The organism is Luteolibacter sp. Populi, assembly GCF_040801775.1.
Classification (GTDB): Bacteria; Verrucomicrobiota; Verrucomicrobiia; order Verrucomicrobiales; family Akkermansiaceae; genus Haloferula.
On sequence record NZ_CP161812.1, the window covers coordinates 5,267,425 to 5,290,103 of the forward strand.

General features: G+C 63.0%; 17 protein-coding genes. 4 read left to right on the top strand and 13 right to left on the bottom strand.

Annotated elements, in window-relative coordinates; genetic code table 11:
• Window positions 1-3: 3 nt before the first annotated feature.
• The 7 genes from ABWK72_RS21375 to hisS all read right to left on the bottom strand — a co-directional run bounded on the left by ABWK72_RS21375 (window position 4) and on the right by hisS (window position 14,390).
• On the bottom strand, window positions 4-609 hold the full coding sequence (locus tag ABWK72_RS21375) for a hypothetical protein (RefSeq protein ID WP_367871611.1): 606 nt from the start codon (window positions 607-609) through the stop codon (window positions 4-6).
• A 5-nt stretch (window positions 610-614) separates the two neighbouring features.
• Window positions 615-5,612: a DUF1800 family protein gene (locus tag ABWK72_RS21380; protein ID WP_367871612.1), complete on the bottom strand. Its 4,998-nt coding sequence runs from the start codon at window positions 5,610-5,612 to the stop codon at window positions 615-617.
• Window positions 5,613-5,748: 136 nt separating this feature from the next.
• Window positions 5,749-6,135, bottom strand: coding sequence for a DUF3293 domain-containing protein (locus tag ABWK72_RS21385; RefSeq protein WP_367871613.1), 387 nt, complete (start codon window positions 6,133-6,135; stop codon window positions 5,749-5,751).
• Between the two features lie 307 nt (window positions 6,136-6,442).
• Entirely contained in the window at window positions 6,443-10,216 is a 3,774-nt protein-coding gene (locus ABWK72_RS21390; protein ID WP_367871614.1) for a beta strand repeat-containing protein, read from the bottom strand.
• A 330-nt stretch (window positions 10,217-10,546) separates the two neighbouring features.
• Window positions 10,547-11,095 carry a DUF3592 domain-containing protein gene (locus tag ABWK72_RS21395; protein ID WP_367871615.1) on the bottom strand — a complete coding sequence of 183 codons (549 nt, stop codon included), beginning with the start codon at window positions 11,093-11,095 and terminating at the stop codon, window positions 10,547-10,549.
• Window positions 11,096-11,173: 78 nt separating this feature from the next.
• Window positions 11,174-12,976 carry an aspartate--tRNA ligase gene (gene aspS / locus ABWK72_RS21400; RefSeq protein WP_367871616.1) on the bottom strand — a complete coding sequence of 601 codons (1,803 nt, stop codon included), beginning with the start codon at window positions 12,974-12,976 and terminating at the stop codon, window positions 11,174-11,176.
• A gap of 118 nt (window positions 12,977-13,094) precedes the next feature.
• Window positions 13,095-14,390 carry a histidine--tRNA ligase gene (gene hisS, locus ABWK72_RS21405; protein ID WP_367871617.1) on the bottom strand — a complete coding sequence of 432 codons (1,296 nt, stop codon included), beginning with the start codon at window positions 14,388-14,390 and terminating at the stop codon, window positions 13,095-13,097.
• A gap of 214 nt (window positions 14,391-14,604) precedes the next feature.
• Here hisS and ABWK72_RS21410 point away from each other — a divergent pair, with 214 nt between their 5' ends.
• From ABWK72_RS21410 to ABWK72_RS21420, 3 genes are all read left to right on the top strand, one after another.
• Entirely contained in the window at window positions 14,605-15,675 is a 1,071-nt protein-coding gene (locus tag ABWK72_RS21410; RefSeq protein ID WP_367871618.1) for a DNA replication/repair protein RecF, read from the top strand.
• A 224-nt stretch (window positions 15,676-15,899) separates the two neighbouring features.
• Window positions 15,900-16,259 carry a VOC family protein gene (locus ABWK72_RS21415; protein ID WP_367871619.1) on the top strand — a complete coding sequence of 120 codons (360 nt, stop codon included), beginning with the start codon at window positions 15,900-15,902 and terminating at the stop codon, window positions 16,257-16,259.
• A 118-nt stretch (window positions 16,260-16,377) separates the two neighbouring features.
• Window positions 16,378-16,704: a hypothetical protein gene (locus ABWK72_RS21420; protein ID WP_367871620.1), complete on the top strand. Its 327-nt coding sequence runs from the start codon at window positions 16,378-16,380 to the stop codon at window positions 16,702-16,704.
• Between the two features lie 15 nt (window positions 16,705-16,719).
• Here ABWK72_RS21420 and ABWK72_RS21425 read toward each other — a convergent pair whose 3' ends face one another.
• Entirely contained in the window at window positions 16,720-18,069 is a 1,350-nt protein-coding gene (locus ABWK72_RS21425; protein WP_367871621.1) for a sulfatase, read from the bottom strand.
• Between the two features lie 386 nt (window positions 18,070-18,455).
• A complete protein-coding gene (locus ABWK72_RS21430; RefSeq protein WP_367871622.1) occupies window positions 18,456-18,815 on the bottom strand; it encodes a WYL domain-containing protein in 360 nt (119 codons plus the stop codon).
• Between the two features lie 85 nt (window positions 18,816-18,900).
• Here ABWK72_RS21430 and ABWK72_RS21435 point away from each other — a divergent pair, with 85 nt between their 5' ends.
• Window positions 18,901-19,929 carry a helix-turn-helix transcriptional regulator gene (locus ABWK72_RS21435; protein ID WP_367871623.1) on the top strand — a complete coding sequence of 343 codons (1,029 nt, stop codon included), beginning with the start codon at window positions 18,901-18,903 and terminating at the stop codon, window positions 19,927-19,929.
• Window positions 19,930-20,064: 135 nt separating this feature from the next.
• Here ABWK72_RS21435 and ABWK72_RS21440 read toward each other — a convergent pair whose 3' ends face one another.
• From ABWK72_RS21440 to ABWK72_RS21455, 4 genes are all read right to left on the bottom strand, one after another.
• Window positions 20,065-20,343, bottom strand: coding sequence for a cupin domain-containing protein (locus tag ABWK72_RS21440; protein ID WP_367871624.1), 279 nt, complete (start codon window positions 20,341-20,343; stop codon window positions 20,065-20,067).
• A gap of 105 nt (window positions 20,344-20,448) precedes the next feature.
• Complete coding sequence (locus tag ABWK72_RS21445; RefSeq protein WP_367871625.1) at window positions 20,449-21,303, bottom strand: S1C family serine protease; 855 nt, start codon at window positions 21,301-21,303, stop codon at window positions 20,449-20,451.
• A gap of 17 nt (window positions 21,304-21,320) precedes the next feature.
• A complete protein-coding gene (locus tag ABWK72_RS21450; protein ID WP_367871626.1) occupies window positions 21,321-21,713 on the bottom strand; it encodes a hypothetical protein in 393 nt (130 codons plus the stop codon).
• A 63-nt stretch (window positions 21,714-21,776) separates the two neighbouring features.
• Complete coding sequence (locus ABWK72_RS21455) at window positions 21,777-22,370, bottom strand: sigma-70 family RNA polymerase sigma factor (protein WP_367871627.1); 594 nt, start codon at window positions 22,368-22,370, stop codon at window positions 21,777-21,779.
• Between the last annotated feature and the right edge of the window lie 309 nt (window positions 22,371-22,679).

The following is a 22,679-nucleotide window of genomic DNA, read 5'->3' on the forward strand; positions in this document are numbered from 1 at the left end:
CAGCTACTTCGTGTCTTGCTCGTCTTCGTTGTCAGGCGAAGTATTTGCCTGAAATGTGTTCTTGCTGATGTCGTAGCTGACTAAGGCCCTAAGGCCGTCTGAGAAGTGGGAGCCGCCGATCTTGAGGACGAGAGTTTTCGAGTCGGCAGACCAGATTACACTGTATATAGCGGCAGTGTAGAGGTCTTCGAACTTGATGGGCGAAACGGAATCGGAAGCCGCCCACATCCTTTCATCGAATCCTTGTATCGAACCCACGCGTCCGTTTTCTTCGACGTGGTAGAGAATTGCGATACTATTGCCTAACTCGGTCTTTTGATGGCGGAGAATCCAGCGGTCATCGGGCGAGATGAAGTAGAATCCGTTGCAAGCTGTGACCTCAAGCGGTACTTCGCCAAGGCTGGTCTTGGCAAAGACCACCTTCTCCGCGATGCACAATGGATCTTCCGGAGTTGGCGCCGTATTCACCCTCACGATCGAGAATGCCTTGCCGGGCGATGTAAGTGGCGTTTCTCCCTGAAGTTTTTCGCGAGCCTTTGCCTCCTCCACGCCGTGGCAGAGGCGGCAAGAGAGCAAGAGCGTGAGCACAAGATGGAGAAACGCGCGCATCGGCTTCAGCGTTGGATACTTCCCTCCGGACAGCACATGGCGAGCCATGCCGCGAGCGCAACCCGGTCCTTCGGGGTGAGAGAGGTATTCGAGATGGCACCAAGGATGATCCCCCGGGTGCGCGTGGTCATGGAGCCGGCACAGACCAGGAGATTCATGTGATCTACCAGTCCGGCGGGATTGTCCGCCAGCAGCAGGGCACCGCTGTAGTCGAGCGGATAGCTCCACTCGTTGGAGGAGCGGAAGCCCTTGTGCAAGTAGTCCCACGCGATATTCGGGAAGGCGATGGCGGAAAAGGTATCGACGATCTGGAAGCCCGGGCTGACCAGTCCGCCATTGCGGATCTCGCCGGGGGCCTGATAGACGGGGGTGTAGAAATTGAAGACGCTGGGTGAATTCAGCGGCTCCTGCTTGGTGAAGCCATAGTAGTTTTCCGTCCAGTTCCACCAGACGAAGTCCGGATGGGCCTCCGCGAGATGGAAGATCCGGCCGAGATGCATGGTGCGGATCACCGGTTCGCGCATCTTGCCGTAGTTTGGGGAGAGGGGCTGCGAGCGCGCCTCCGGATCGAGCAGGATCGCCTTCACCACCGCGGCCAGATTGCCGCGCGTGCCGCTGCCGTCGTTCACGAAGACGTCGTGGATACGCTTCACGTAGGCAGGCGATGGATTGTCGGTGACGAGGAACTGGATCAACTGCTTGCCGACAAAGGCAGGCGTATTCGGATGGCGGAAGATCGCATCGATGGCGTCCTTCACATCCTGCATGCCATTCGTCTCGGTCTCGGTCCGGGCGGGCACGGTGAAGCCGCCGGGAATTTGCTTCACGCCGAAGTCGTGGCGATCGGCATACATCACCATCGGCAATGTCAGGTGCTCGTCGTCCCAGCCGCCGCCGCCCCAGCCGTAGGGCGCGGCGAAGTAGAGTCCGGTGAAGACGCGGGCCATCTCGGTGACGTCGCCGTTGTCGTAGGTGGGGATCGGCTCGCCGTGGATGTCCAGCTTGCGGGTCCCGTCCGGATTGAGTTCCCAGATGCCGATGCTGAAGAGCTGCATCAGCTCGCGGGCGAAGTTCTCGTCCGGGTAGCGCGGGATCGAAGGGTCCGCCTTCTGGTTGCCGGCGTGGCTCAGATACCAGCCCATCGCCGGGTGGAGGGCCACGTCTAACAGCAGATCCCCGTAGTTGCCCAGCGCATGGCGCGAGAGCATGTCGTAGTAGTTCGCGACGCCCTCCGGCTGGTCCTCGAGGTTCGCATCGCGGCGCGAGACGACGACGATCTGGGAGAGCGCGAAGGCGACGCGCTGCCGCAACTGGTCCTGCCCGGAGATCGCGTTGCGCGCGAAGGGCGTGGTCATGTTGTTGCCGAAGACGAAGCGGTCGAGGTCGTTGAAATTGTAAGTCGGGTCGATCTGCGCTCCGGCCGCGTCCGCCTTGATTTGCTGGATGTAGGGCGAAAGGAGCGACCGCGGTTTGGTCAATTGCTGGTCGATCCAGCCGGCGTAACCGAGCGTGCGGACCTGCGCGATGTCCTCCGGCACGGGTCCGAAGGTGGCCTGCATCAGGAAGCGCGCGGCATTCACGGCGGAAGGCGTGCCGGGTGTGCTCGTGCCCGGGCTGCCGCCGGTGGCAGCGGAGCCCTGCATGCGTTCCACGAGTGCCACCGCATCGCCGGAGAGCGGTTGGCCGTTGGCGCGCGTGATCGTTTGTCCGGCTGAGTTTGCGGAGCCTGGAGACGAGCCTAGGACCGTCGCCTCGACCCAATCCTCCACGCCATCGCCATCACTATCCGTCGGATCCACCGTGGCCCGGTAGAAGCCTTTGCCCGGGGTCAGTTGGTTCGATGGGATGACCAGATGGCGGACACCACCGGCAAGCGTCGGCGTGCCGCTGACGGGACTCCAGCCGCTAAGAGCGGTCCCGGATTCCACCGCGTGCGCCTTGTAAGGAATGTCCGGCCATGCCAGCGCGAAGCCGCCGGGGCCGAAGGCTCCCGTGAGGCTCAGGCGCGAGGCGGGGTCGTCGGGATCCGTGCCGGCCTGGCTTTCTGAGAGATTGGTCATGCCGTCGCCATCGCTATCCGCGCCGGGCGCACGCGGCAGGCCGCCGGCCCAGAGGGTCCAAGCATCGGATAGACCATCGCCGTCGAGGTCCGCGACATTGCCGGTGAAGGTGAAGCCCGTGGGCTTGCTGGCGGCGGAGAGTGGATCGGACGGGTGGTTCAGCTCGATGCCGTCGCTCACCCCATCGTCGTCGCTATCGCTGTCGCGGGGAAAGGTCCCTGCAAGAAACTCGCGGAGATTGGTGACGCCGTCGCTATCCTCATCGAGTGTGGCATCGCTCGCGTTGTTAGGGAGGAAGCCGTTGGCCGTTTCCCAATCGTCCGGCATGCCGTCGCTGTCGGCGTCCGGGGTGCCGACGACAGTAGGCGTGATGAAGGCTTGCACGCCCGGCTCGATGACGAGATCGAAAGCTCCGTCGATTCCGGAATTGCTGGTCCAGACCGTGTTGCCAGCCATCAGGGAAGGTTTGACGGCGATGGCCCCGGCATAGCTGAAGGTGGCCAGCGTGACCGGGCTGCCCGGATGGGTCAGATCGGCCAATAGGAAATTGAGGGTCCAGGAATTGCTGCCGTTGGCCGCGCGTACGGCACTGAACTCCATGCGCAGCGGCTTGGAGTCGTCCGCCTCGCCGAAGCCGCTGAAGCCGTAAGTTTTTGTCTGATCGGTCACGCCATCCCATTCGAAGTCGGTATCATAGAACCCTTCGTTGTTCGGCTTGCGGAAGATTCCCTCGATGCAGCGGAAGCGGTGCATCAGCTTGCCCTTCGAATAGAAAAGCCCGATGCCGATCTGATTGGTCCAACCGCCGGGGGCAATCTGGGCGACCGCCTCACAAAGCATCGCGTCATTCCCGGGAATCGCCCCGAGCATGGACTGCGAGTGATTCCAGAGCAGGCGGACATTGTTGATCCGCCAGCGCCAGGTGCTGGTCGCCGCATCCCAGAGCGGGACGGAGGGCGGAAAATTCGTCGCCGACATCGGGTTCGAGCCATAGGCTCGCTCGATGGCATCGGGGTAGCCATCGTTGTCGCTGTCGCCGTCGAGGTCGTTCGGCAGGGAGGGGAAGGGCGTGGCATTGACCTCGTCTCCATCGGCCAGCGTGTCGTTGTCGCTATCGGGATCGAGTGGGGAGGTGCCGTGGGCGGCTTCCGCGCCATCGGCCAAGCCGTCCTTGTCGGTATCGGGATCGTGGGGATTACAGCCCGCCGCCAGCTCGGCGCTGTTAAGCATCCCGTCGCCATCGGCATCCGCGCTTGCGTCGGAGACCAAGGGATTGAAGCCGAACTCGACTTCTATCGCGTCCTTCATCCCGTCCGCATCGCTGTCCGTGATGGTATCGATGATCTGGATGCCGTGGATGCAGATCGGATGGTTGACCGGCGGGGACTGAGCCGAAATGGTCTGGGTGGCTCCCGTCAAATTACGATAGCGCACGTAGTTCGCAGGAGTGAGCGTTTCCTCCGTGGTGGCGGTGGCCTCGATGAAGCCGTGGAAAGGCGGAGCCGAGCTACTGCCCAGGTAGCGCCGGCTTGCCGCGTTGCCATTGCGCTCCACATAGCCGGTCCTCCGGTGCTGGGCGGGATCGATAGGATTGTCCGGGTAAACGCTGCCGACATACACGATCAGGTCGTAGGTTGCGTAGGGGATGCCGGTGAGGGTAACGGTCGCCGGCGTGATCAGGCTGCCGTTGTTCTCGCTGCAGATCATGCCGGAGAAGAGGCGCTCGTCGCCCGGACCCTTGTGCAGGCCCGCGCTGGCGAAGTGATGGGTCCAGGATGCCACGATGCTGGTCGTCTGGCCGCGATGGTTCTTCAGCGCGCTCATGCTGCCCGGGACCGAGGTGCCGGTCACGGTCCAGGCCGGCAGTCCGGGCGTGACGTTCCACTTCGGCAGCCGGAAATACCCCGCGGCTTCACCCGGCGGCAGCGCGGCGGAGGAAAGGGCCTCCGAGACGAACTGCAGGCTGACCGCATTCGGGAAGTTGAAGGGCCGCGAGGCGTCGGAGCCCGGGTCGCTGCCTTGCTCGATCTCGATGTTGTCGGGATGGCCGTCGTTGTCGGTATCCGCGAGGAGAGGGTCGGTCGCGGTCTCGGCTCCATCTAACAAGCCGTCGCCATCCGTGTCGGGATTCAGCGGATGGGTGGTGGTCTCCTGCGAATCGGAGAGCCCGTCATTGTCGCTATCGGGATCGGTCGGGTTCGTGCCCGCCTGGTATTCCTGCAGCGTGGTACGGCCATCGCCATCGGGATCCTGCGCGGCGTCCGCGGCGGAGCTGTCGCTGAGCTGGTAGTCTTCCTCAAGCCACCGGGGCAGGGTGTCGCCATCCGTATCGGCCAAGCCATCGGGATCGACCTCCAGCTTCAGGTAGTCGAAAGTGATCGAGGCGTTTGCGGTGCCGCCGGTGCGCTCGATTTGGAGAACGTTCGAGCCGGCCACGGCATTTACCGCGGAAGCAGGCACGGTGAAGATCAGCGTGGTGTTCCAAGTGATGTTGTTTTGCGAACCCACCGGCTGGCCGTTGAGGGTCACGCTGACGTTATGACTGCCGAACCCCGGGATCGGCCCGGTGATCCAGATGCCGCCCGCGAAGAGATCGACGGTCACCTTCACGCGTGATGCGGAGGACGCCTGCGCGGCGGAGAGGAGGAATCGGATGCGCTTGCGCGGGTCGCCCCCGCTCATCGCGCGTTCGAAATTCGCCGGGCTTTCCGTCGCCACCGGGCCCACGCCGGGATGGGTGCCCGCGAAGTAGTAGTCGTCATCCTTGGCGGTCGCCAAGCCGGGGGCGTTGTTTGGCGAGTAAGTCGGCTCGGAGAAGGGGGCGTCGTCGTTGTCATCGCTCCCCAATTGCCAGACCGGGTCAAAGGTGGCTGCGAAAGCCCGACCCGCGATCAAAGCGAGGATCGGCAGGAGAATCCGGCGACTATTCGGGCGAACCGTCAACGGTGTGCGATCCTTCACAAGCCGGGCCTTTTTGCAATTCGGGGATTCCGCCGATGCTGCATGAGGCTATTTTGTGACCTCCGCGAATCCGGGATGCTGGCGGCAAGGGTTGTTGTAAGATTCTTACTGTCAGCTGCTAGCGTAGCCGGGAGCTGAAGCTGGCGATGGCTTCCATGCTGCCGTTGGCGCAATCCACGATAATCAAATTGTCCTGCTCGATCCGCCAAATCGCGCGTTGCCGGAACTTTTTCCCCAGGGCGAGCGCGTCTTCCGGGCAAGCAACAACCGCCCACCCCGGCTCCCGGTGGCGCAGGTCCGGGGAGCAGCCGGTGGCGCGGAAGTACGGGAGATGCCGGAGTTCAAGTTCGCGGCGTAGTTCCGCATTCTTCTCTTCATTTTCCCCGGCCGGCGTGTTCTCGTCCATGGGATTCCATGCCGTGACAATCGCGAAGGAAGAGGGCAGGGGAGCGGGAGCCCCTTCGAGGAGGAAGACGGTGCTGCGGTACTCCGGCGGAAGCGGCATATGCGGAGAGGCTGCCACGGAAGGTTGATGGTTGAAAGTGGATGGTTGATAGGAAGGGGAGCACGGAAGGCCGGCGACCGTTGGTTTTACCATCAACTATCAACCAAAGACCATCAACTCGCAGCATCCCAACAAGTTCGCGGGAACGCCGACGAATAAGGGCCGGCCCCCCGGGCCGACCCACTGGTCCCGGAGCGCACGGCCCTTCTCTACCGGTGTGGACGAGCGGGGCGCTCGTCGCTACCTATCCGTCCCTTCGCCACGGTCCCAACCCAAAAAGGACCGGAGGCGAAGGGAGAAACATGGCTCAAGGCATGGTCGCCCGCAGACGGCCGAACAGCTTGCCGCCGGCTGAATTGGCAGCCGGAATGTTGACCGTTACTCCGTCCGGCGTGGAAACTTGGTCGACCGTGACCATCACCCCGTTTGCGGCGGCTCCTCCCGCCTGCGAAATCGGGACCTCGTTCCAGGAGCCTTGCAGATCGGCATCCCATTCGAGGATCAGGCTGGCATTGCCGAGCGTGGCTTCCTCACGGGTGAAGCTCAGGGTCAGGCCAGTCGCGGCGCTGCCGGTGGTGGTCACCAGCGAGGCCGCATCAGCAGCGAGAGGATCGCCACCGAGGATCCATTCCAAGCCATTGGAAATGCCGTCTTGCTCCGGATCGGCGTCGAAGGCCGGGTCCTTGCCGGGAGTGGCATCGAGTCCGTTGGCAGACGTCCAGGAGCTGTAAGCATTGCCAGCGACGGTGATCAGGGTCACCCGGTTGGCCGAGTAGTGGATGGTGAAGGTATTTGCCCCCGCGCTCAGCGTGGCTCCTTCGGGATAGCCCGCGAAGGTCCCGGTGAGAGTGGTGGAAGCGTCGACCAACACCAGTTCGGTTCCGAGCGGAAGCGTGCCGCCGCTCGCTTCCTGCAGGGTGAGGTTCGCCCCGGCGAGGCTGATGCTGCCACCTACCGCTTGCAGCCGGTCCACATCCACGATGGTGCTATCGACCTGTGCCGCGAAGGTGGCACCGCTTGCCAGGGAGGCCGTCTCGCAGAAGAAGGTGCCGACCTGGGCGAAGGCAAGATCGCCGGGAGCGATGGCCGCGCCTGCCGCCACGGTGAGTGCGGAGTCGTCGCTGCTTCCATTGCCGCCGATCGTGCCCGCGTTTACCGCGACCGGCCCGCCGAAGCTATTGAAGCCGGTGAGGACCAGCGTGCCGGTGCCGGTCTTGGTGATCCCGCCGGTGCCGCTCAGATCGCCGCCGAGGACGACCGTATGGCTGCCGGTGTCGAAGGTGACGTTGCCGCTTGTCAGAGCCATCGCCAGGGTCGAACTCCAATTGTCCGCGGCAGCGATGGTGCCGCCACCGAGATCGATCTGATACTGCCCGCTGTTCGAGGTGATGCCGCCGGCACCGACGGTCATCACGCCGTTCGTGATGGCATAGATGCCGGTGCCCAGACCGGAGCCGGACAGGTTGGCTCCCAGCTCCAGTTGGCGGAGATTGATCGTGCCGCCGCTCTGCGTGAGATGGGAGGTGACCGGACCCAGGGCGAGCGTGAGACGCTTGTTGCTCATCTCAAGCGTTCCGCCGTTCATCAGGTAGTCTCCGATGGTCACCGGGGATGTGCTGGCTCCGAGGTAGGCGTCCGCGCGGTTCGGCGGATTATAGGTCACGGTGCCGCCGTTCTGGGTCATCGTGCCTTGGCCTCCGTCCCGCCCGATCACCCAGGAATCACCCAAGGGGACGCTCATATCGATGCTGCCGCCCGCTTCCAAGGTGAGGGACGAATTCGCGCCGGGAAAGTTTCCAATCCAGACGAAAGAGCCGACTCCGCTGATCGACGTGGCTCCCGTGATCACGAGATTGCCGCTCGTGCTGACAATGCCGCCGAGCGAGGCGGTTCCGCCCAGGGTCGTCGTGCCCGCATTGGCATTCAGACCGGCTCCCGCGGTTGTGGTTCCATTGAGTGCCAGGCTACCGCCATCCACCGTGATCACGGAATTGAAGGTCGCCGGTGCAGTGATCGTCAGCGATCCGCTGCCCGATTTCAGAAGGCTTCCGGACGAGTTGATCGCGCCTGCCCCGCCGAGCGTGTAGTTCTTGGTGCTATTGGTGGCGGTGACGGAGGCGGTAGAGACAGGGGTGGGAATGCTCACCGCAGGGGTGTCGGATCCCACGTCGTTGAAGATCACCGGATCGCCGTCCGCAAAGGCGGTTGCTCCGGTGCCGGCGTCCCAATTGGCTGCGGTGGTGCTCCAGAGGTTGGTGGTTCCGTCACCGACCCAGGTCAGCTCGCGGCGACTGGTGCCGAAGATTACGTCCGACCAGTTCTGGCCGAGCCGGATTTCGTCGTGCTTCACCGTGCGGCCGTTGTCGAAGGCGGCGATGGACAGTCCGTTGAAGGACATGTCGGAGGCGGCCAGCTTGGTCAGCGTGGGAATGCCCGGCTCCGTCGCGGAGATCGGATTCTGGTAGACGTAGACGTCGTTGTTGCCCGGCTTGAAATCGATCCGCACCACGTAGAGATTCACGCCGGTGCTGGCAGGACCGAAGATGGTCTTGTCGCCTGCGGTGCGCAGGGAAATGTTCGGATCTCCCGTGTCATTGCCGATGCCTCCGATCCGGCCCGGATCACCCAGGTCGCCACGGTGGAACTCGAATTCGTAGAACTTGCTCGTCCCGTCCGGCTGCTGCAGGAAGCTCAGGTAGATCGTCTTGCCATCGGCACCGATGTTGCCGCTGCCATCCACGTAGCCCGCCGCGCCGAAGAGTCCGGTCGGAGAGGTGTCCACCAGTCGTCCGTCGCGGCGGCCGTTGGTCATCTGGGCGGCGTTGCCGATCGATTGCGCGTCATAGCCGTTCGGCGCGTTCGTGCCGACGGCGAGGCTGCCGCTCAGGATCGTTCCGCCGCCCGCAGTGACATTCTTCCATGCCGCGCCCCAGCCGATACCACCGGGCTTGCCCGGAAGATTGCCCGGACCGATATCATAGTCGAAGCCTTCGTAGGCCAGCAGTCCCGGCGGGGTTGCTTGCACGATCACCTGCGCGTCGGCGCTCGTTGCCGGGCCTTGCGTATTGGTGGCCACCACGTGATAGGCACCGGCGTCCAGGGCTTGCAGATTGCTCAAGGTGAGCGTCGCCCCGGTTTGTCCGGAGAGCAGGGTGGTGTCCTTGAACCATTGATAGGTCGGCAGCGGCTGGCCGCTGGCCTCCGCCTTCAGCATCACCGTGCCACCCGCGAAGCTGGTCGAGGATGCCCGCGGCTGGCTGGTGATGACCGGTGCCGCGGTGGCAGGCACCGTCACATCGGCCCAGGTTTCCCCCAAGCGGATCTCGTCGTGGGCCACCGTCCGGTCATTGGCAAAGGCGCCCAGCGAGAGTCCATCGAAGGACATGTCCGCGGCGCCCAGCTTGGTCAGCGTGGGCACTCCGGGTTCGGTCAGCGAGGTCGGGTTGCGATAGACCCGGACATCGTTGTTGCCCGCCTTGAAATCGATCCGCACCACATAGAAATTCACCGCAGTGCTCCCGGGAGCGATCAAGGTGTGGGTACCATTGGGAGCGCGCAGATGGACGTTGTCGCCGCCTTGATCGTTGCCGATCCCGGCGATCCGGCCGCCGTTACCCAGATTGCCGCGATGGAACTCGAACTCGTAGTAGAGCGCCGTGCCGTTGGGTTGCTGGGTGAAGCTGATGTACACCGTCTTGCCGTCCGCGCCGATCCGGTTGCTGCCATCGAGGTAGCCGCGCGAGCCGAAGGGGCCGCTGGCGGAAGTATTCAGGTCCCGCCCGACCCGGCGGCCGTTCAGCAGGTTGGTGCTGTTGCCGGTCGAACGCAGGTCGAAGCCTGCGGGCGAATTGGCACCGGCGGTCAGACTGCCCGCCACGGTATTGGCACCGCCGCCGTCCACATTCAGCCAGGTGCCGCTCCATCCCGAGCCTCCGAATTGCCCTGCGATGTTGTTGGCCCCTGCAGGGTAGTCAAAGCCTTCGTAGGCCATCTGCGCCGCCTGCAATCCGGCGGGGAAGAATAGCAATCCTGCCAGCAGCAGGACAGAATTCGTGCTAACGCTTGGTAATAGCTGTTTCATGGGTTTCGGTGGAGGGTTCAGACATGGGTTGTCCACAAGGGAGACGCAGAGAGACGCTTTCGGGTCTCCGCGTTTATGGGCTACCCTCCACAAACCGGGAGCCATCCCCCCGCAACAACGATATAATGGGGAGGACCGCAGGCTCCTGTCATAGCAGGTTCGCCAGCGCGTATTACAGCTTCACGGTGCGCCGGGCCCTCTGGCGGGGCGGGAAACCAGAGCCCCGGATCGCCACTCCCGGTCAGTTGTGTGGCTCTCCGGAAAGCGGATCGATCGTTACATACGCGCCACGTACCTCAAATCCCTAGCGCGCTGTGGTGCGAAGGGTCATCATGGCAGACGAAGGAGAGGCTTGCCGAAGTGACGCTTTCTCTTCCCCCGCCGGGAACCGAATCGTGCGATCACAAAACAATAGATCGTCATCCCGCCGAAGCCGATTTGGATCGCGATGATCGCGGTAAACTCGCCCCCTTGCCATTCACGATCGATGACACTGTAGGCGGGATCGGAGGGATCAATCCAAGCTTCGACCGTCTGGCCGCTCTCAAACGCTTTCAACATGAGTGATCTCACTTTGACCTTCTCATCGAAGAGACTGACACGATCGCTCTTGAATTGGCGTCCGTCCCATTCGTAAGAGTAGGATGCCCTCATGCTGGTGGTCGGGCTTCTTCCGGTATAAGAGTTGATTTTCAGGGACTCGATCTTCGCGGGCACTCCGATGTCGGTCCGGGTTTTCCAGTAACCCATGCCGACTGACACGAGCTTTCCGGTCGCGGCGACGACAAGCACTAATCCGATGCACCCCAGAAAGATTGCCAAGCCAGAGCCCATGTCCCGGGCTCTCAATGGCTCGCGCTTTTGCAATCGGAGGTTCATGGCGTGACTGATGAATACTAACAAGAACGGCCCGCAGGAATCCTGCGAGCCGTTTCCGATTGGAATTGTTGCGGGTGATTACCCTTGCGGCGTTACTGCCGCTGCCGCCGGCTTCTTCTGCACCTGAATGCGCAGGTCCCGCAGCTGCTTCTCCTCCACCTCCGCAGGCGATTGGCTCATCAGGTCGCTGCCCTTGTTGTTCTTCGGGAAGGCGATCACTTCGCGGATCGATTGCTCGTTGCAGATCAGCATCACCACCCGGTCCAGCCCGAGTGCGAGGCCACCGTGCGGCGGCGCGCCGAAGCGGAAGGCATCCAGGATGTGGCCGAATTCTTCTGCCGCGGTCTCATCGGAAATCCCGAGCGCCTTGAACATCGCCGCCTGCAGCGGTGCCTCGTGAATCCGGATCGAGCCTCCGCCCAGCTCATAGCCGTTTAGCACCACGTCATAAGCCTGCGCGCGCAGTTCGGTCGAGAGCTCGCCCTTCAGCAGCTTCTCCTCGTCCTCCTTGAGCGGTCGCGTGAAGGGGTGATGCACCGCCACATAGCGGTCGGTCTCCTCGTCCTTCGCCAGCAGCGGGAACTCGGTCACCCACAGGAAGTTCAATTCCTCGTTCCCTTCCAGCAGGCTTTGCATCTCCGCGCAGGCGAGGCGGACGCGACCGAGGATCTCACAAACTTGCTCCCACGGACCGGCACCGAAAAGAATCAGGTCACCGGTCTCGATGTTGAGCTCCTGCTTCATCGCCTCGATCTCCTCGGGCGAGAGGAACTTGGTGATCGGCGAGCGCCAGGTGTCCACGGTCTCCCCGCGGACCTGGATGTAGGCGAGCCCCTTCGCGCCGGCTTGCAGGGCGATCTGCTCGAGCGTCTTCACCTGGCCGGTGGAAATGTCGGAAAAGCCCTTCGCATTGATCGCCTTCACCGTGCCGCCGGATTGCAGCGCGCCGGAGAAAACCTTGAAGGTGGACTTCGCGAAGACCTCGCCAAGATCGGTCAGGTGCATGGCAAAGCGCCGGTCCGGCTTGTCCGAGCCGTAGCTGTTCATCGCCTCGCGATAGGTGATGCGATCGAAGCTCGCCGGAATATCCGCGCCGCGCGCTTCCTTGAAAATCCGGCCCATCAGGCCCTCGACCAGCGCAATGATGTCGTCCTGCTCGACGAAGGATGCCTCGATATCGATCTGCGTGAATTCCGGCTGGCGGTCGGCACGCAGGTCCTCGTCGCGGAAGCACTTCGCGATCTGGAAATACTTCTCCATCCCGCCGACCATCAGCAATTGCTTGTACTGCTGCGGGGCCTGCGGCAGCGCGTAGAAGGAACCCGGCTGCAAGCGCGAGGGCACCAGGAAGTCGCGCGCGCCTTCCGGCGTGGACTTCGAAAGGATCGGCGTCTCGATCTCGCAGAAGCCGCGCTCGTCCAGGAAGTCGCGCGTCGCCTTGGTCACCCGGTGGCGCGTGCGCAGGTTCTGCGTCATCCGCGGGCGGCGGATGTCGAGGTAGCGGTAGCGCATCCGCAGGTCCTCGTTGGAGAGCTCCTTGTCGAGCTGGAAGGGCAGCACGTCGGCCTTGTTCACCACGACCAAAGTGCTCGCCACGATCTCGATTTCACCCGTGCCGATTTTGTCGTTCACGGTGCCTTCGAGGCGCTTGGAAACCTTGCCGGTGATCTGCACCACGTCCTCGTCGCGCAGCTTGTGGCTGGCCGTCGCAGCATCGCCGTTTTCCTCCGGCCGGAATACCACCTGCGTCAGACCCTCGCGGTCGCGCAAGTCCACGAAGATCACACCATGGTGATCCCGCACGGTATTCACCCAGCCGATCAAAGTGACGGTTTCACCGATGTGTGAGGGGCGGAGTTCGTTGCAATGGTGCGTGCGCATGGTCAAAAGAGTTTAGAGAGATCGAAACGCGGAGGCGCGGAGGTCGCCAAGTCAGGATGCTTGGGTCCGAGGGTCTTCAAATTCGCGTCCATTCGCGTCCATTCGCGGTTGAAAATCTTCATGCCAGCAGCGGGCCGTCGGGTTCCTTGAGGCGATCCTTCAACCAATCCGCCAAGCCAAGGACATGGCAGGTCTCCTCGGAGCGCGAGGACAGCGCCTTCAGCTTCAGCTCCGGCCACTCGCTCCCGATGACGAGGGCGAAGCGGGCACCGCAGCGTTCCGCATTCTGGAATTGCTTGTTCACCTTCGCCGGGGCGAGCGGCAGGTCGCAGGAGATGCCCGCGTTTCGCAGTTCGCTCAAAATCTCCAGCGCCTCGGTCCGCTTCGAGTCATCCGCCAGCACCAGATACACCTCGCAAGCGGCCATGTTGCGTTGCATCCACGCGGCCATCAGGAGATCCGGCTGCGTGGTCTCCTCGATGAGATTGCGGATCACATAGTCACCCATCGCGAAGCCCGTCGCAGGCATCGAAACGGCACCATCGGAAATGGTTTCCACCAAGGTGTCGTAGCGACCGCCACCGGCAACCGCGCGCATCGACTTCTTCGAATCGAAGACCTCGAAGACCACGCCGGTATAGTACGCCAGTCCTCGTACAATCGAAAGGTCCAACTCCACGAAATCCCCCATCCCGCGCGCGGTGAGTTCGGCGCGAATCGTCTCGAAGGCGGGAGAGGCGTTCTCGGGATTCGCGATGAAGGCGGTCACTTCAGCAGAATTGAGACCGAGAGCGGCAAGCTTCTGCTCCGTCACCTCCGGCTTCTCCCGCTCCATCTTGTCGATGACCTGAAGGAAGTCCGGGATGCTCTCCTCTTTCACCCCGCGCTGCGAAGCGAAGTCGACCCACGCCTGCCGGTCGGAGACCCGCACGACGAAATCGCCCTTCTCGAATCCGAAAACCAGCATCGTGTCGATCGCCAGCGCGATCAGCTCCGCATCCGCCGTCGCAGCGGCTTCGCCGAGGATGTCGACGTTGAACTGAAAGAACTCCCGCCCGCGGCCTTTTTGCGGCTTCTCGTAACGGAAGCACTGGCCGATCTCGAACCACTTCAGCGGCTTCGGGAAATCCCGCTGGTGCTGCGCCGCGAGACGGGCGAGCGAAGGACTGACCTCGGGGCGCAGCGTCACATCGCGTCCGCCCTGGTCCTCGAAACGGAAGAGCTGCGAGGAAATCTCCCCGCCCGACTTCTTGAGGTAGAGCGCGGTGTCCTCCAGCAAGGGAGTTTCATACTCCACGAAGCCATAGCGCCGCGCCACCGAGCGCCAGGTCTCGAACAGATAGTTCCGGGCCGCGGTGTCTTTCGGGAGAAAGTCGCGGAACCCGGGAAGTGCTTGGAGACGAGGACCTGCCATGAGCGGGCGGGGAGGATGCATGGCGAATCCCGCATTTCAAGGGTATTGAGAAGACGGAGTTTGCTAGTTTTCAGTGTTCAGTTTTCAGGAACAGCCGGAATCAGAGTTTGCTAGTTTCGAGTTTTCAGTTTTCAGGAACAGCCGGGGAAGCTGTTTTGGCCTGCTGCAAATGCCTTTCCCTGAAAACTGAACACTGAAAACTAGCAAACTTCCGATGATTGGTTCCCTCCGCGCCGTCGATTTCCGCTGTTTCTCCGGCCTCGCGCTGGAGATTCCGGCAGCCGGCGCGGTCTTCACCGGGGACAATGCCCAGGGAAAAACCTCGATCCTCGAGGCCGTCTGCATGCTCGTCCGCCTCCATTCGCCGCGCACCCGCCGCCTGCCCGCCATGACCCGCATCGGCTCGCCCACGGCAAACGGCTTCGGAATCGCGGGCGAAGCTTGGGGCGTGGACCGCCGCATCCGCTGGCAGCAGGGCGGCCTCGGACTCACCGCCGATGGCGAATCCCGCGACGGCCCCGGCGCCTACCTCGCCGATGGCGGCCTGATCGTCTGGATGGGCAATGAGGACCTCGATCTCGTCCGTGGCTCCGCCGAAGGCCGCCGCCGCTACCTCGATTTCATCGGCTCCCAGATCGAGCCCGGCTACCGCACCGCCCTCGCCCGCTACCGCCGCGCCCTCAAGGCCAAGAACCTCCTGCTCAAGGATCCGCGCCCCCGCGAAGACGAAATCCGCTCCTACGAGGAAGTCATGATCACCGAGGGCGACCTCCTCGTCGCCGCCCGCGCCCGCATCGTCGCCCTCCTCTCGCCCCGCGCCGCCGCCGCCCAGCGCGACGTCAGCGGTCGCGATGAAATCCTCGAACTCGAATACCGTCCCGCCGGCGGCCATTGCCTCCGCGCCGCCATGGAACAAGCCCGCGAACGCGAGCGCCGCCAGCGCCAATCCTTCGTCGGCCCTCACCGCGATGATCTCGTCCTCGCCATCAACGGCCTCTCCGCCAGCGAATTCGCCAGCGAAGGCCAGCAGCGCACCCTTGCCCTCGCCCTCAAGCTCGCCCAAGGCGAAACTCTCGCCAGCGCCCGCGGCAGCCTTCCCGTCTACCTCATCGACGACGTCTTCGGCGAACTCGACCCCGGCCGCCGCAATGCCGTCCTCCACGCCCTCCCCGCCGCCGCCCAGAAGTGGATCACCACCACCCACCTCGGCTGGCTGGAAGAATCGCACGGCCTCGGCGGCATGAGCCGGTATTCGGTGAGGGCAGGGGAGGCGATCCTGGTTTAAGAGCGGCGCGACCGTCTTAAGCTGCCATTGCATTATCGGCAAATTGCGATGCTAGGCAGCAGCCAGCTTCCCAGCACCCCCGCCCCATGCCTGCCCCCCGGGACCGCGGAGGCTCTGCCCCGCAGAACGGTCCCTCAAAGCTTTCCCCCCTCACCGATGGAATCGAGCCCCGGCACGAGCGGCACAGGCTTTCCCGCAATGCCGGATTGTGTATCAATCTCGCCGTGCCCCCACCTCACCTGAATCTCATCGTCCTCCGCTCCCCGGACATCCACCGCGCAGCCTCCTTCTATCAGACGCTCGGCCTCTCCTTCACCCTCCACGCCCACGGCTCCGGTCCCGAGCACTATGCCTCCGAGTCGGATGGGATGGTTTTCGAGATCTATCCGCTCGGCACCAAGTCCGCCCCCACCATTGGCATTCGAATCGGCTTTCGAGTGGATAATGTGGACCGAATCCTCGCCCTGCTCGTGGAGGCAGGAGGCTCAGTTATCACCCCGGCCACGGACTCCGAATGGGGCCGCCGCGCGGTGGTGAGGGACCTGGACGGCCACCTCGTGGAGTTGGTCACGCCTGCAGCGTGAAACTCCTCACCCACCCCCTCTCTTCCGCCCTTCATCCTCGATCCGGTTCTCCACTTGCGGTGGAGCAGGGAGAAATTGGCGTGGATCGCCAACGCTATCAGAACCTAGTCTTGTCTGGATGAAGCCTTCTCCAAGCCTCCTGAAAAACTCGATCCTCGCGTTGAGTCTTGCAAGCAACGCGATCTTGATTCCTTGGCTTGCGTCGCGGGCCCGCCACCTTGATTTTCTCTGCCGCATTCAAATGGTCCGAGCCGTGGAATTGGCATGCGAAGTCGGCTACTGGCATGGAAAGGGCCAGGTGGGACAGGACAACCGGCGGCGCAGCCGGCTACAAGTCAGCGAGCTTTCCAGCGAGCGTCTCACCGTCGTTATTCATCCGGCAAGCGGGCTGAAATTGGAGGCCCGTTTCTCAGACGGGAGATGCAGTGCAAGGCTGGAAGATTAGCCTGCAAAGGAGATCTCACTTCACCCTCTCCCGCCAAGCATCCATCTCCTCCCTCATCCCCGCGATCTCTTCCTTCCTCCCCTCATCCCCGGTCAAATTCTCCACCTCCCCCGGATCCTTCTTCAAATCGAAGAACTCCTCCGCCCCATACTCCGGCCAGCGGATGAACTTCGCCTCCTTCGTCACCCAAGCCTCTGAGCTCGGTATGCGCTCTTTGCTCGTGATGGTCGGATGTTCATAGTAGAAGCTCTCCCGCCAGGAAGCGTCCTCGCCGCCCGCATAGAGCACCGAGAAATCCTTCCCCTGCATCGTCTCCGGCACCTTAACCCCCGCCGCGGTGAGGAAGGTCTCCGCCAGGTCCACGTTCAGCACCAAGCGCTCATCCGTCTTCCCCTGCCGCTCTGCCGGAATCCTCGGATCCCTCACGATCAGCGGCACCCGGATGCTTTCCTCATACGGATACCACTTGTCCGCCAGGCCATGCTCGCCGTGGAAATAGCCGTTGTCCGCTGTGAAGACCACCAGCGTGTTGTCGAGCTGTCCCTCCGCCTTCAATTCATCGATCAAGCGCCCGCAGACGGAATCCACTTCCGTGGCCATGCGGTAGTAGTTCTTCATCATCGCCTGATACTTGTCCGGCGCGTCGAAGCGCCAGCCCCAGCGGACACGACCTTCGTTCTTCGGCTGTTGGAGAAAGGCCGGCAGCTTGCGGAAAGCAGCATCGTTCGCCGTCGCCGGCACCGGGATCACCACATCCGCATAAAGCCCTGCACTCCCCGGTTGCGGCAGATACTGCAGCGGGTTCTCGTCCTCCGCGTGCGTCGCGAAGAAAGCCACCGTCAGGCAGAAAGGCTTCTCCCTTGGCCTCTCCTTCAAGAACTCCAGCGCATCCTTCTCGTTCCTCGTCGTCACATGGATCGGCTTGCCCTCCGCATCCTTCATCCAGTGCTTCCCGCCGTAGGCCCTGCCGAAGTCGAAGCCATCCGCCGGGAACTTCCCGTTGTGCCACTTCCCCACATGCCCGGTCCAATACCCGTTCGCCCGCAGCAGTCCCGGAAAGGTCTCTGCCCACGGCGTCTTGAACATGTCGAAGCCTCGATTCCCGTGCCGCGCCATCCACTGTCCGGTGAGCAGTGAGGAACGGCTCACCCCGCAGATGGAAGTCGTCACGCAGGCATGCGTGAACCGCAGCCCCTCCGCCGCCAAAGCATCCAGCCGCGGCGTCTTCAGCACCGGATTCCCCGCACAGCCCAGCGTGTCGTGCCGCCAATCGTCCGCATAAAGCAAAAGAATGTTAGGCCGCGCCGCTTCCCCGGTCCCGGCTACCGCCCCGAGCATCATCACCGCCACGAAAATCCCTCTCATCCCCACCGGATACGGCCATACCCTTGCCAGCTTAGCGCAATCGCCACCGATTCCACGGATTGGAACGGATTTACCTGCGTCGAGGGTTGATGGTCGAAAGTTGATGGTTGATAGCTAGTGGCGCCCCGACTTCGGGCCAATGTCTGTAAGGACTCACCGGCAGGCTCTCTGGAACGGCAGTCGCGGAGCGACCGTGGACTGCGTGCAGCCTGCTGCCGCTGTCGGCAGGCAGCCTGCTGCCGTGAAGCACGGAAGAGTTCCGTATTCACGCTCCGTCCGCGGCCCGCCCCACCCGGTGCTTCGCCTTTGCAGCCCCCTCGCAGCAAGCTGCATAGACTTCAGGCGGCTGTTGGTCTTGCTATCAACCATCAACTCAAAACCATCAACTACCCCATCCGTGCCCGCTCAAGCCGGAAAGTCCGCTGCCCGCCCCGCAGCTCGCAATTCCCTCGCACGTAGATCCGCCCGCCCGGGCTCAAACGGTAAACGCTCTCCGGCCTCACCAGCCGCCACGCCCCGGGAGTCGAGCCGCCGTGATAGTAGATCGCCACGCTGCCTTCCTCGATCAGCGCCTCAAGAAAGGCCCGCGCCACCGGATCCGAACTCTCCGCCACCGTGATCGGTACCGCTTCTACGAGCGGCAATTCTTCCACGACAGGCACCGGCACCTCCACGCCAGCCTGCCTCGCCAAAAGCATCCCCGCCAGCCACCGCCCGAGACCCCGTCTGGAAATGAGCACGTTCATCCTCACAAGAATGGGGCAGGGGGTAGGACATTTACCGGGCGAGGTTCGGATTGCCCTTCCCGCCCCCATTCTGCTAGAGAGTGGAATGGCGAGATTCCGCGAGACCGTGGCCGAGATGATGGAGGACAAGCCGCGCCGGATCGGCCTCACCCGCCGCCCGCTCGAGCGGATCATGTCCATCCACCGCGCGATCAAGGACGGCACTTATCCGAATTGCAGCACCCTCGCCCGCCAGTTCGAGGTCACCAGCAAGACCATCATGCGCGATATCGAATTCATGCGCGATAGCCTCGGCGTGGAGATCGAATACGACGCCGTCCGCCACGGCTGGTATGCCAGCGGCACCATGCCGGAGATCCCCGGCTTCACCGTCGGCGCGGAAGAACTCGCCGCCCTCTTCCTCACCCGCACCGCGCTCGATGCCATCCGCGGCACCGCCTTGGAGTCCACCATGCGCCAGGTCTTCTCAAAGATCGTCGCCTCCGTCGAAGGCACCGTGCACCTCGAATGGTCCGAGATGGAGGAAGCCTTCACCCGCAAGATGCCCGCCATGCACGCCCGCGATGTGAAGCTCTTCGGCGAACTCGCCGATGCCGTCCTGCAGCGCCGCGAAATCCATTTCCACTACCGCAAGCTCGATGCCGACAAGGCCGCCCCGCGCAGCGTCCGACCCTATCACCTCGGGGAAGTCGATGGCGGCTGGTACCTCATCGGCCACGATCTCGACCGTGGCGCGCTGCGCACCTTCGCCCTGCCGCGCATCACCCGCTTCAAGATGCTCATGACGGTCTTCGAACGCCCCCTCAGCTTCGACGGCCGCGAGCACCTGCGCCGCTCCTTCGGCATCTGGCACCAGGGCGGCACTCGCACCCACCTCGTCCGCGTCACCCTCAAGGACTACGCCGCCCGACTCGCCACCGAACGCCGCTGGCACCCCAGCCAGGAAACCACCGTGCTGGATGAAAAGGGCAAGCTCGTCGAAGTCCGCTTCGAAGCCGCCGCCTTGGAAGAAGTCGTCCGCTGGGTCCTCAGCTTCGGCAGCAAGGCCGAAGTCATCGGCCCGCCCGAACTGCTCCAGATGGTCCGCGAGGAACTCAAGCTGATGCGGGCCTGAGCTTTCCCGTATTTCCCTGATGCCCCACGGGCTGCTCGTCCCCTGGGAGCGCGGAGCCACTGGCCCGCAGAATGGTCCCTCGCCGCTCGCAATACGAAAAGGCCTGCAGGAACGGCACGCGCCTTTTCCTATTCCTCAACCTGACTCCCGGAAATGCAGCGCGAGCCAAACCGCATCCGCCGATGTCCGCTCCACCCGATGCCTCACACCCGCCGGAATCAGCAAATACTCACCCGCCTTCAGCTCCACCAACTCATCCCGCTCGAATCGCAAGGTCGCCTCGCCCTTGGCTAACAGCACCCACTCGCTCCGCTCCTGATCGTACCAGAATCCCTCCGGACTCGCCGCCCCGCGCGAAACGATCTCCTCCAGCTCAAAATCCTTCCCCGCCACCAGCGCCGCGAAACTCTCCACCCCATCCTTACCGGTCCCTCCACCCCCCAATCTCCCCCGACCAACCTCTTCCATTCGATGTTCGATGTTGGGCGTTCGATGTTCGATGTTCGCCTTTTACTTCTCTCACTCCCCCCGCTCGACCGGCGTCACCGAAACCGAAATCTCCTTCTCCCCGCGCTTCAGCTTCACCGGCGCAGCCACTCCCGGCCGCAGAAAGTAGAACGCATTCACCGCATCCGCATAATCCGCCAGCGGGCGCGCCCCCACGTTCAGCAGCACATCGCCCTTCTGGATTCCCGCGAGTGCGGAGGGCGAGCCATCCTGGACCTGGGTCACCTGCGGCGCGCTCGTCTGGGGCAGCAGCTTCACGCCGATCCAGCCGCGCGAGACCTTGCCGGCACCCTGCACGTCTTCCACCACCCGCTTCACCACATCGGCCGGGATCGCGTAGCCGCTCTTGGCCGCTGAGGCCTGATAGGCGATCGCCACCACCGCGCCGCCCGCGTCGAGCAGGGGAGTCCCGGTCGGGGGCGGGCTGGCCGCGTAATCGATCTTCAAGAGCGAAAGCGGCAGCATCTTGCCATTCACCTGCTTGAGCCAGCCGGTGGCGCGACCGGCCCCGCCGTTGAGGATCTGGAGCTTCGCGGCGCTCTCCACGCTCACCTTCGCCGCCATCGGCAGTGCTTGTCCGGGAGGCCCTGCCACCCGGAAGACCACGATCCGCGATACCGGATCGACAAAAACTTCGCTCGGCAGCACCCGTCCATTGTCACGGAGTTTTCCGCCTTCCGCTTGGGCCTCGGGCAATGCCACGGCCACGTAGTGCCGCCCGTCGCCCACGCCGAAGGCCACCGATTGCACCTCGCCGTTGGAGCCCGGGAAGCTCGCTGCACAAATTGCCTCCGCAGCCTCCACGAACGCGGAAATACAACAGATCGCGACCAATGCCGCAGGGCACCGCCAAGAGGAGCAAATCATTCGGAAGAAAAAATCCTTCAGAACTCCTGCTCGCCCGTGGTGCCTTGGGAAGAGGGACGCCAGTCAAGCGCGTCCAATTGCTCCACCTTCAAAGGCTCCGCTGGCTCCACCTTATACATTGCAGGGGCAATGGGGGTCGGCTGGACCTGCACGCTGTTGGGCGAGAGGAGGAAGAGGGCCGCCACACCGGCATAAGCCAGTCCGGCTCCGTAGGCCCACTTGGAAGCTCCGAGACCGGATGCCCATGAGGACAGCCGGTGCCACCAACCCGCCGGACCCGTTTTCAGGGCTTCCTCGGCGCGCCGGCGTTGATGGAAATCCCGCAGGAAATCGTCGAGGAACCCTTCCTCAGGGCGCTCGTGGCGCTTGAGGGCAAGCAGGGTTCCAATCTCTTCAACGGTCGGCTTCACGGCGATTGATGGTTAATAAATCTAAAATTTCAGCGCGTTTTGCAAGGAATTTTTTCAAATACCTCACTCCCAGTAGTCCTGCAGTTTCGACTGCAGTTGCAGGTGGGCATAATGCAGCCGGGACCGCACGGTTCCTTCGGAGGTCTTCAGGATACGTGCAATCTCCGCATGCGGAATGCCTTGGATGTCGAACATCGTCACCACGGTTCTATGCGCTTCTGACAGGCTCAGCATCGCTTCGTTCAATCTTTTCTGAAGCTCATGGAGTTTGCTCTGCTTTTCCGGGTTCGCCATGTGGCTGGTATCGACCAGCGCCGGGTCCATCTGCACCGCGGAATCGATGTCGTTGAGGCTCATCCCGCCGCTGCGGCGCTTGCGCTTCTTGATGAAGTTCAGCGTCATGTTCACCGAGATCTGATAGATCCAGGTGTAGAAGCTGGAATGGCCGCGGAACTTCGGCAGCGAGTGGTAGGCCTTGGCGAAGATTTCCTGGAGCAGGTCGTAGGTGTCCTCCTTGTGGGAGGTCATATTGTAAACAAGGCCATACAGCTTTTCGCCGTATTTGAGGATCAGGGCGTCGAACGCGCGCGTGTCGCCAGTGCGGGCGCGCGCCACGAGGTCTTCGTCCGGATCCGGCTGGAGGGGATCATCCGGCATCGTCGGGGGTGGTCGGGGGGGTAGGGGTGAACGGACGGAGGCTACACGGTTGCGAACAAGTGTAAAGAAAGGCGTTAGGGAGGGGGGAAATCATTAATCACTAATCCTCCAATCACAAATCAGTCTGCCGCTGCACGGGAGAAGGTGGTCCCCACAGAGGACTGTGCGGACCACCTTCACGCGCCAGCGCCCCTTCTTTGCGCAGCGCCACTTCGATTGATGATTGGAAGATTGATGATTAGTGATTGGCCTTTCCGCCTCGCTTCTTGACGCCGCCGACCACCCCCGTCATCCATTCGGCGTGATGCG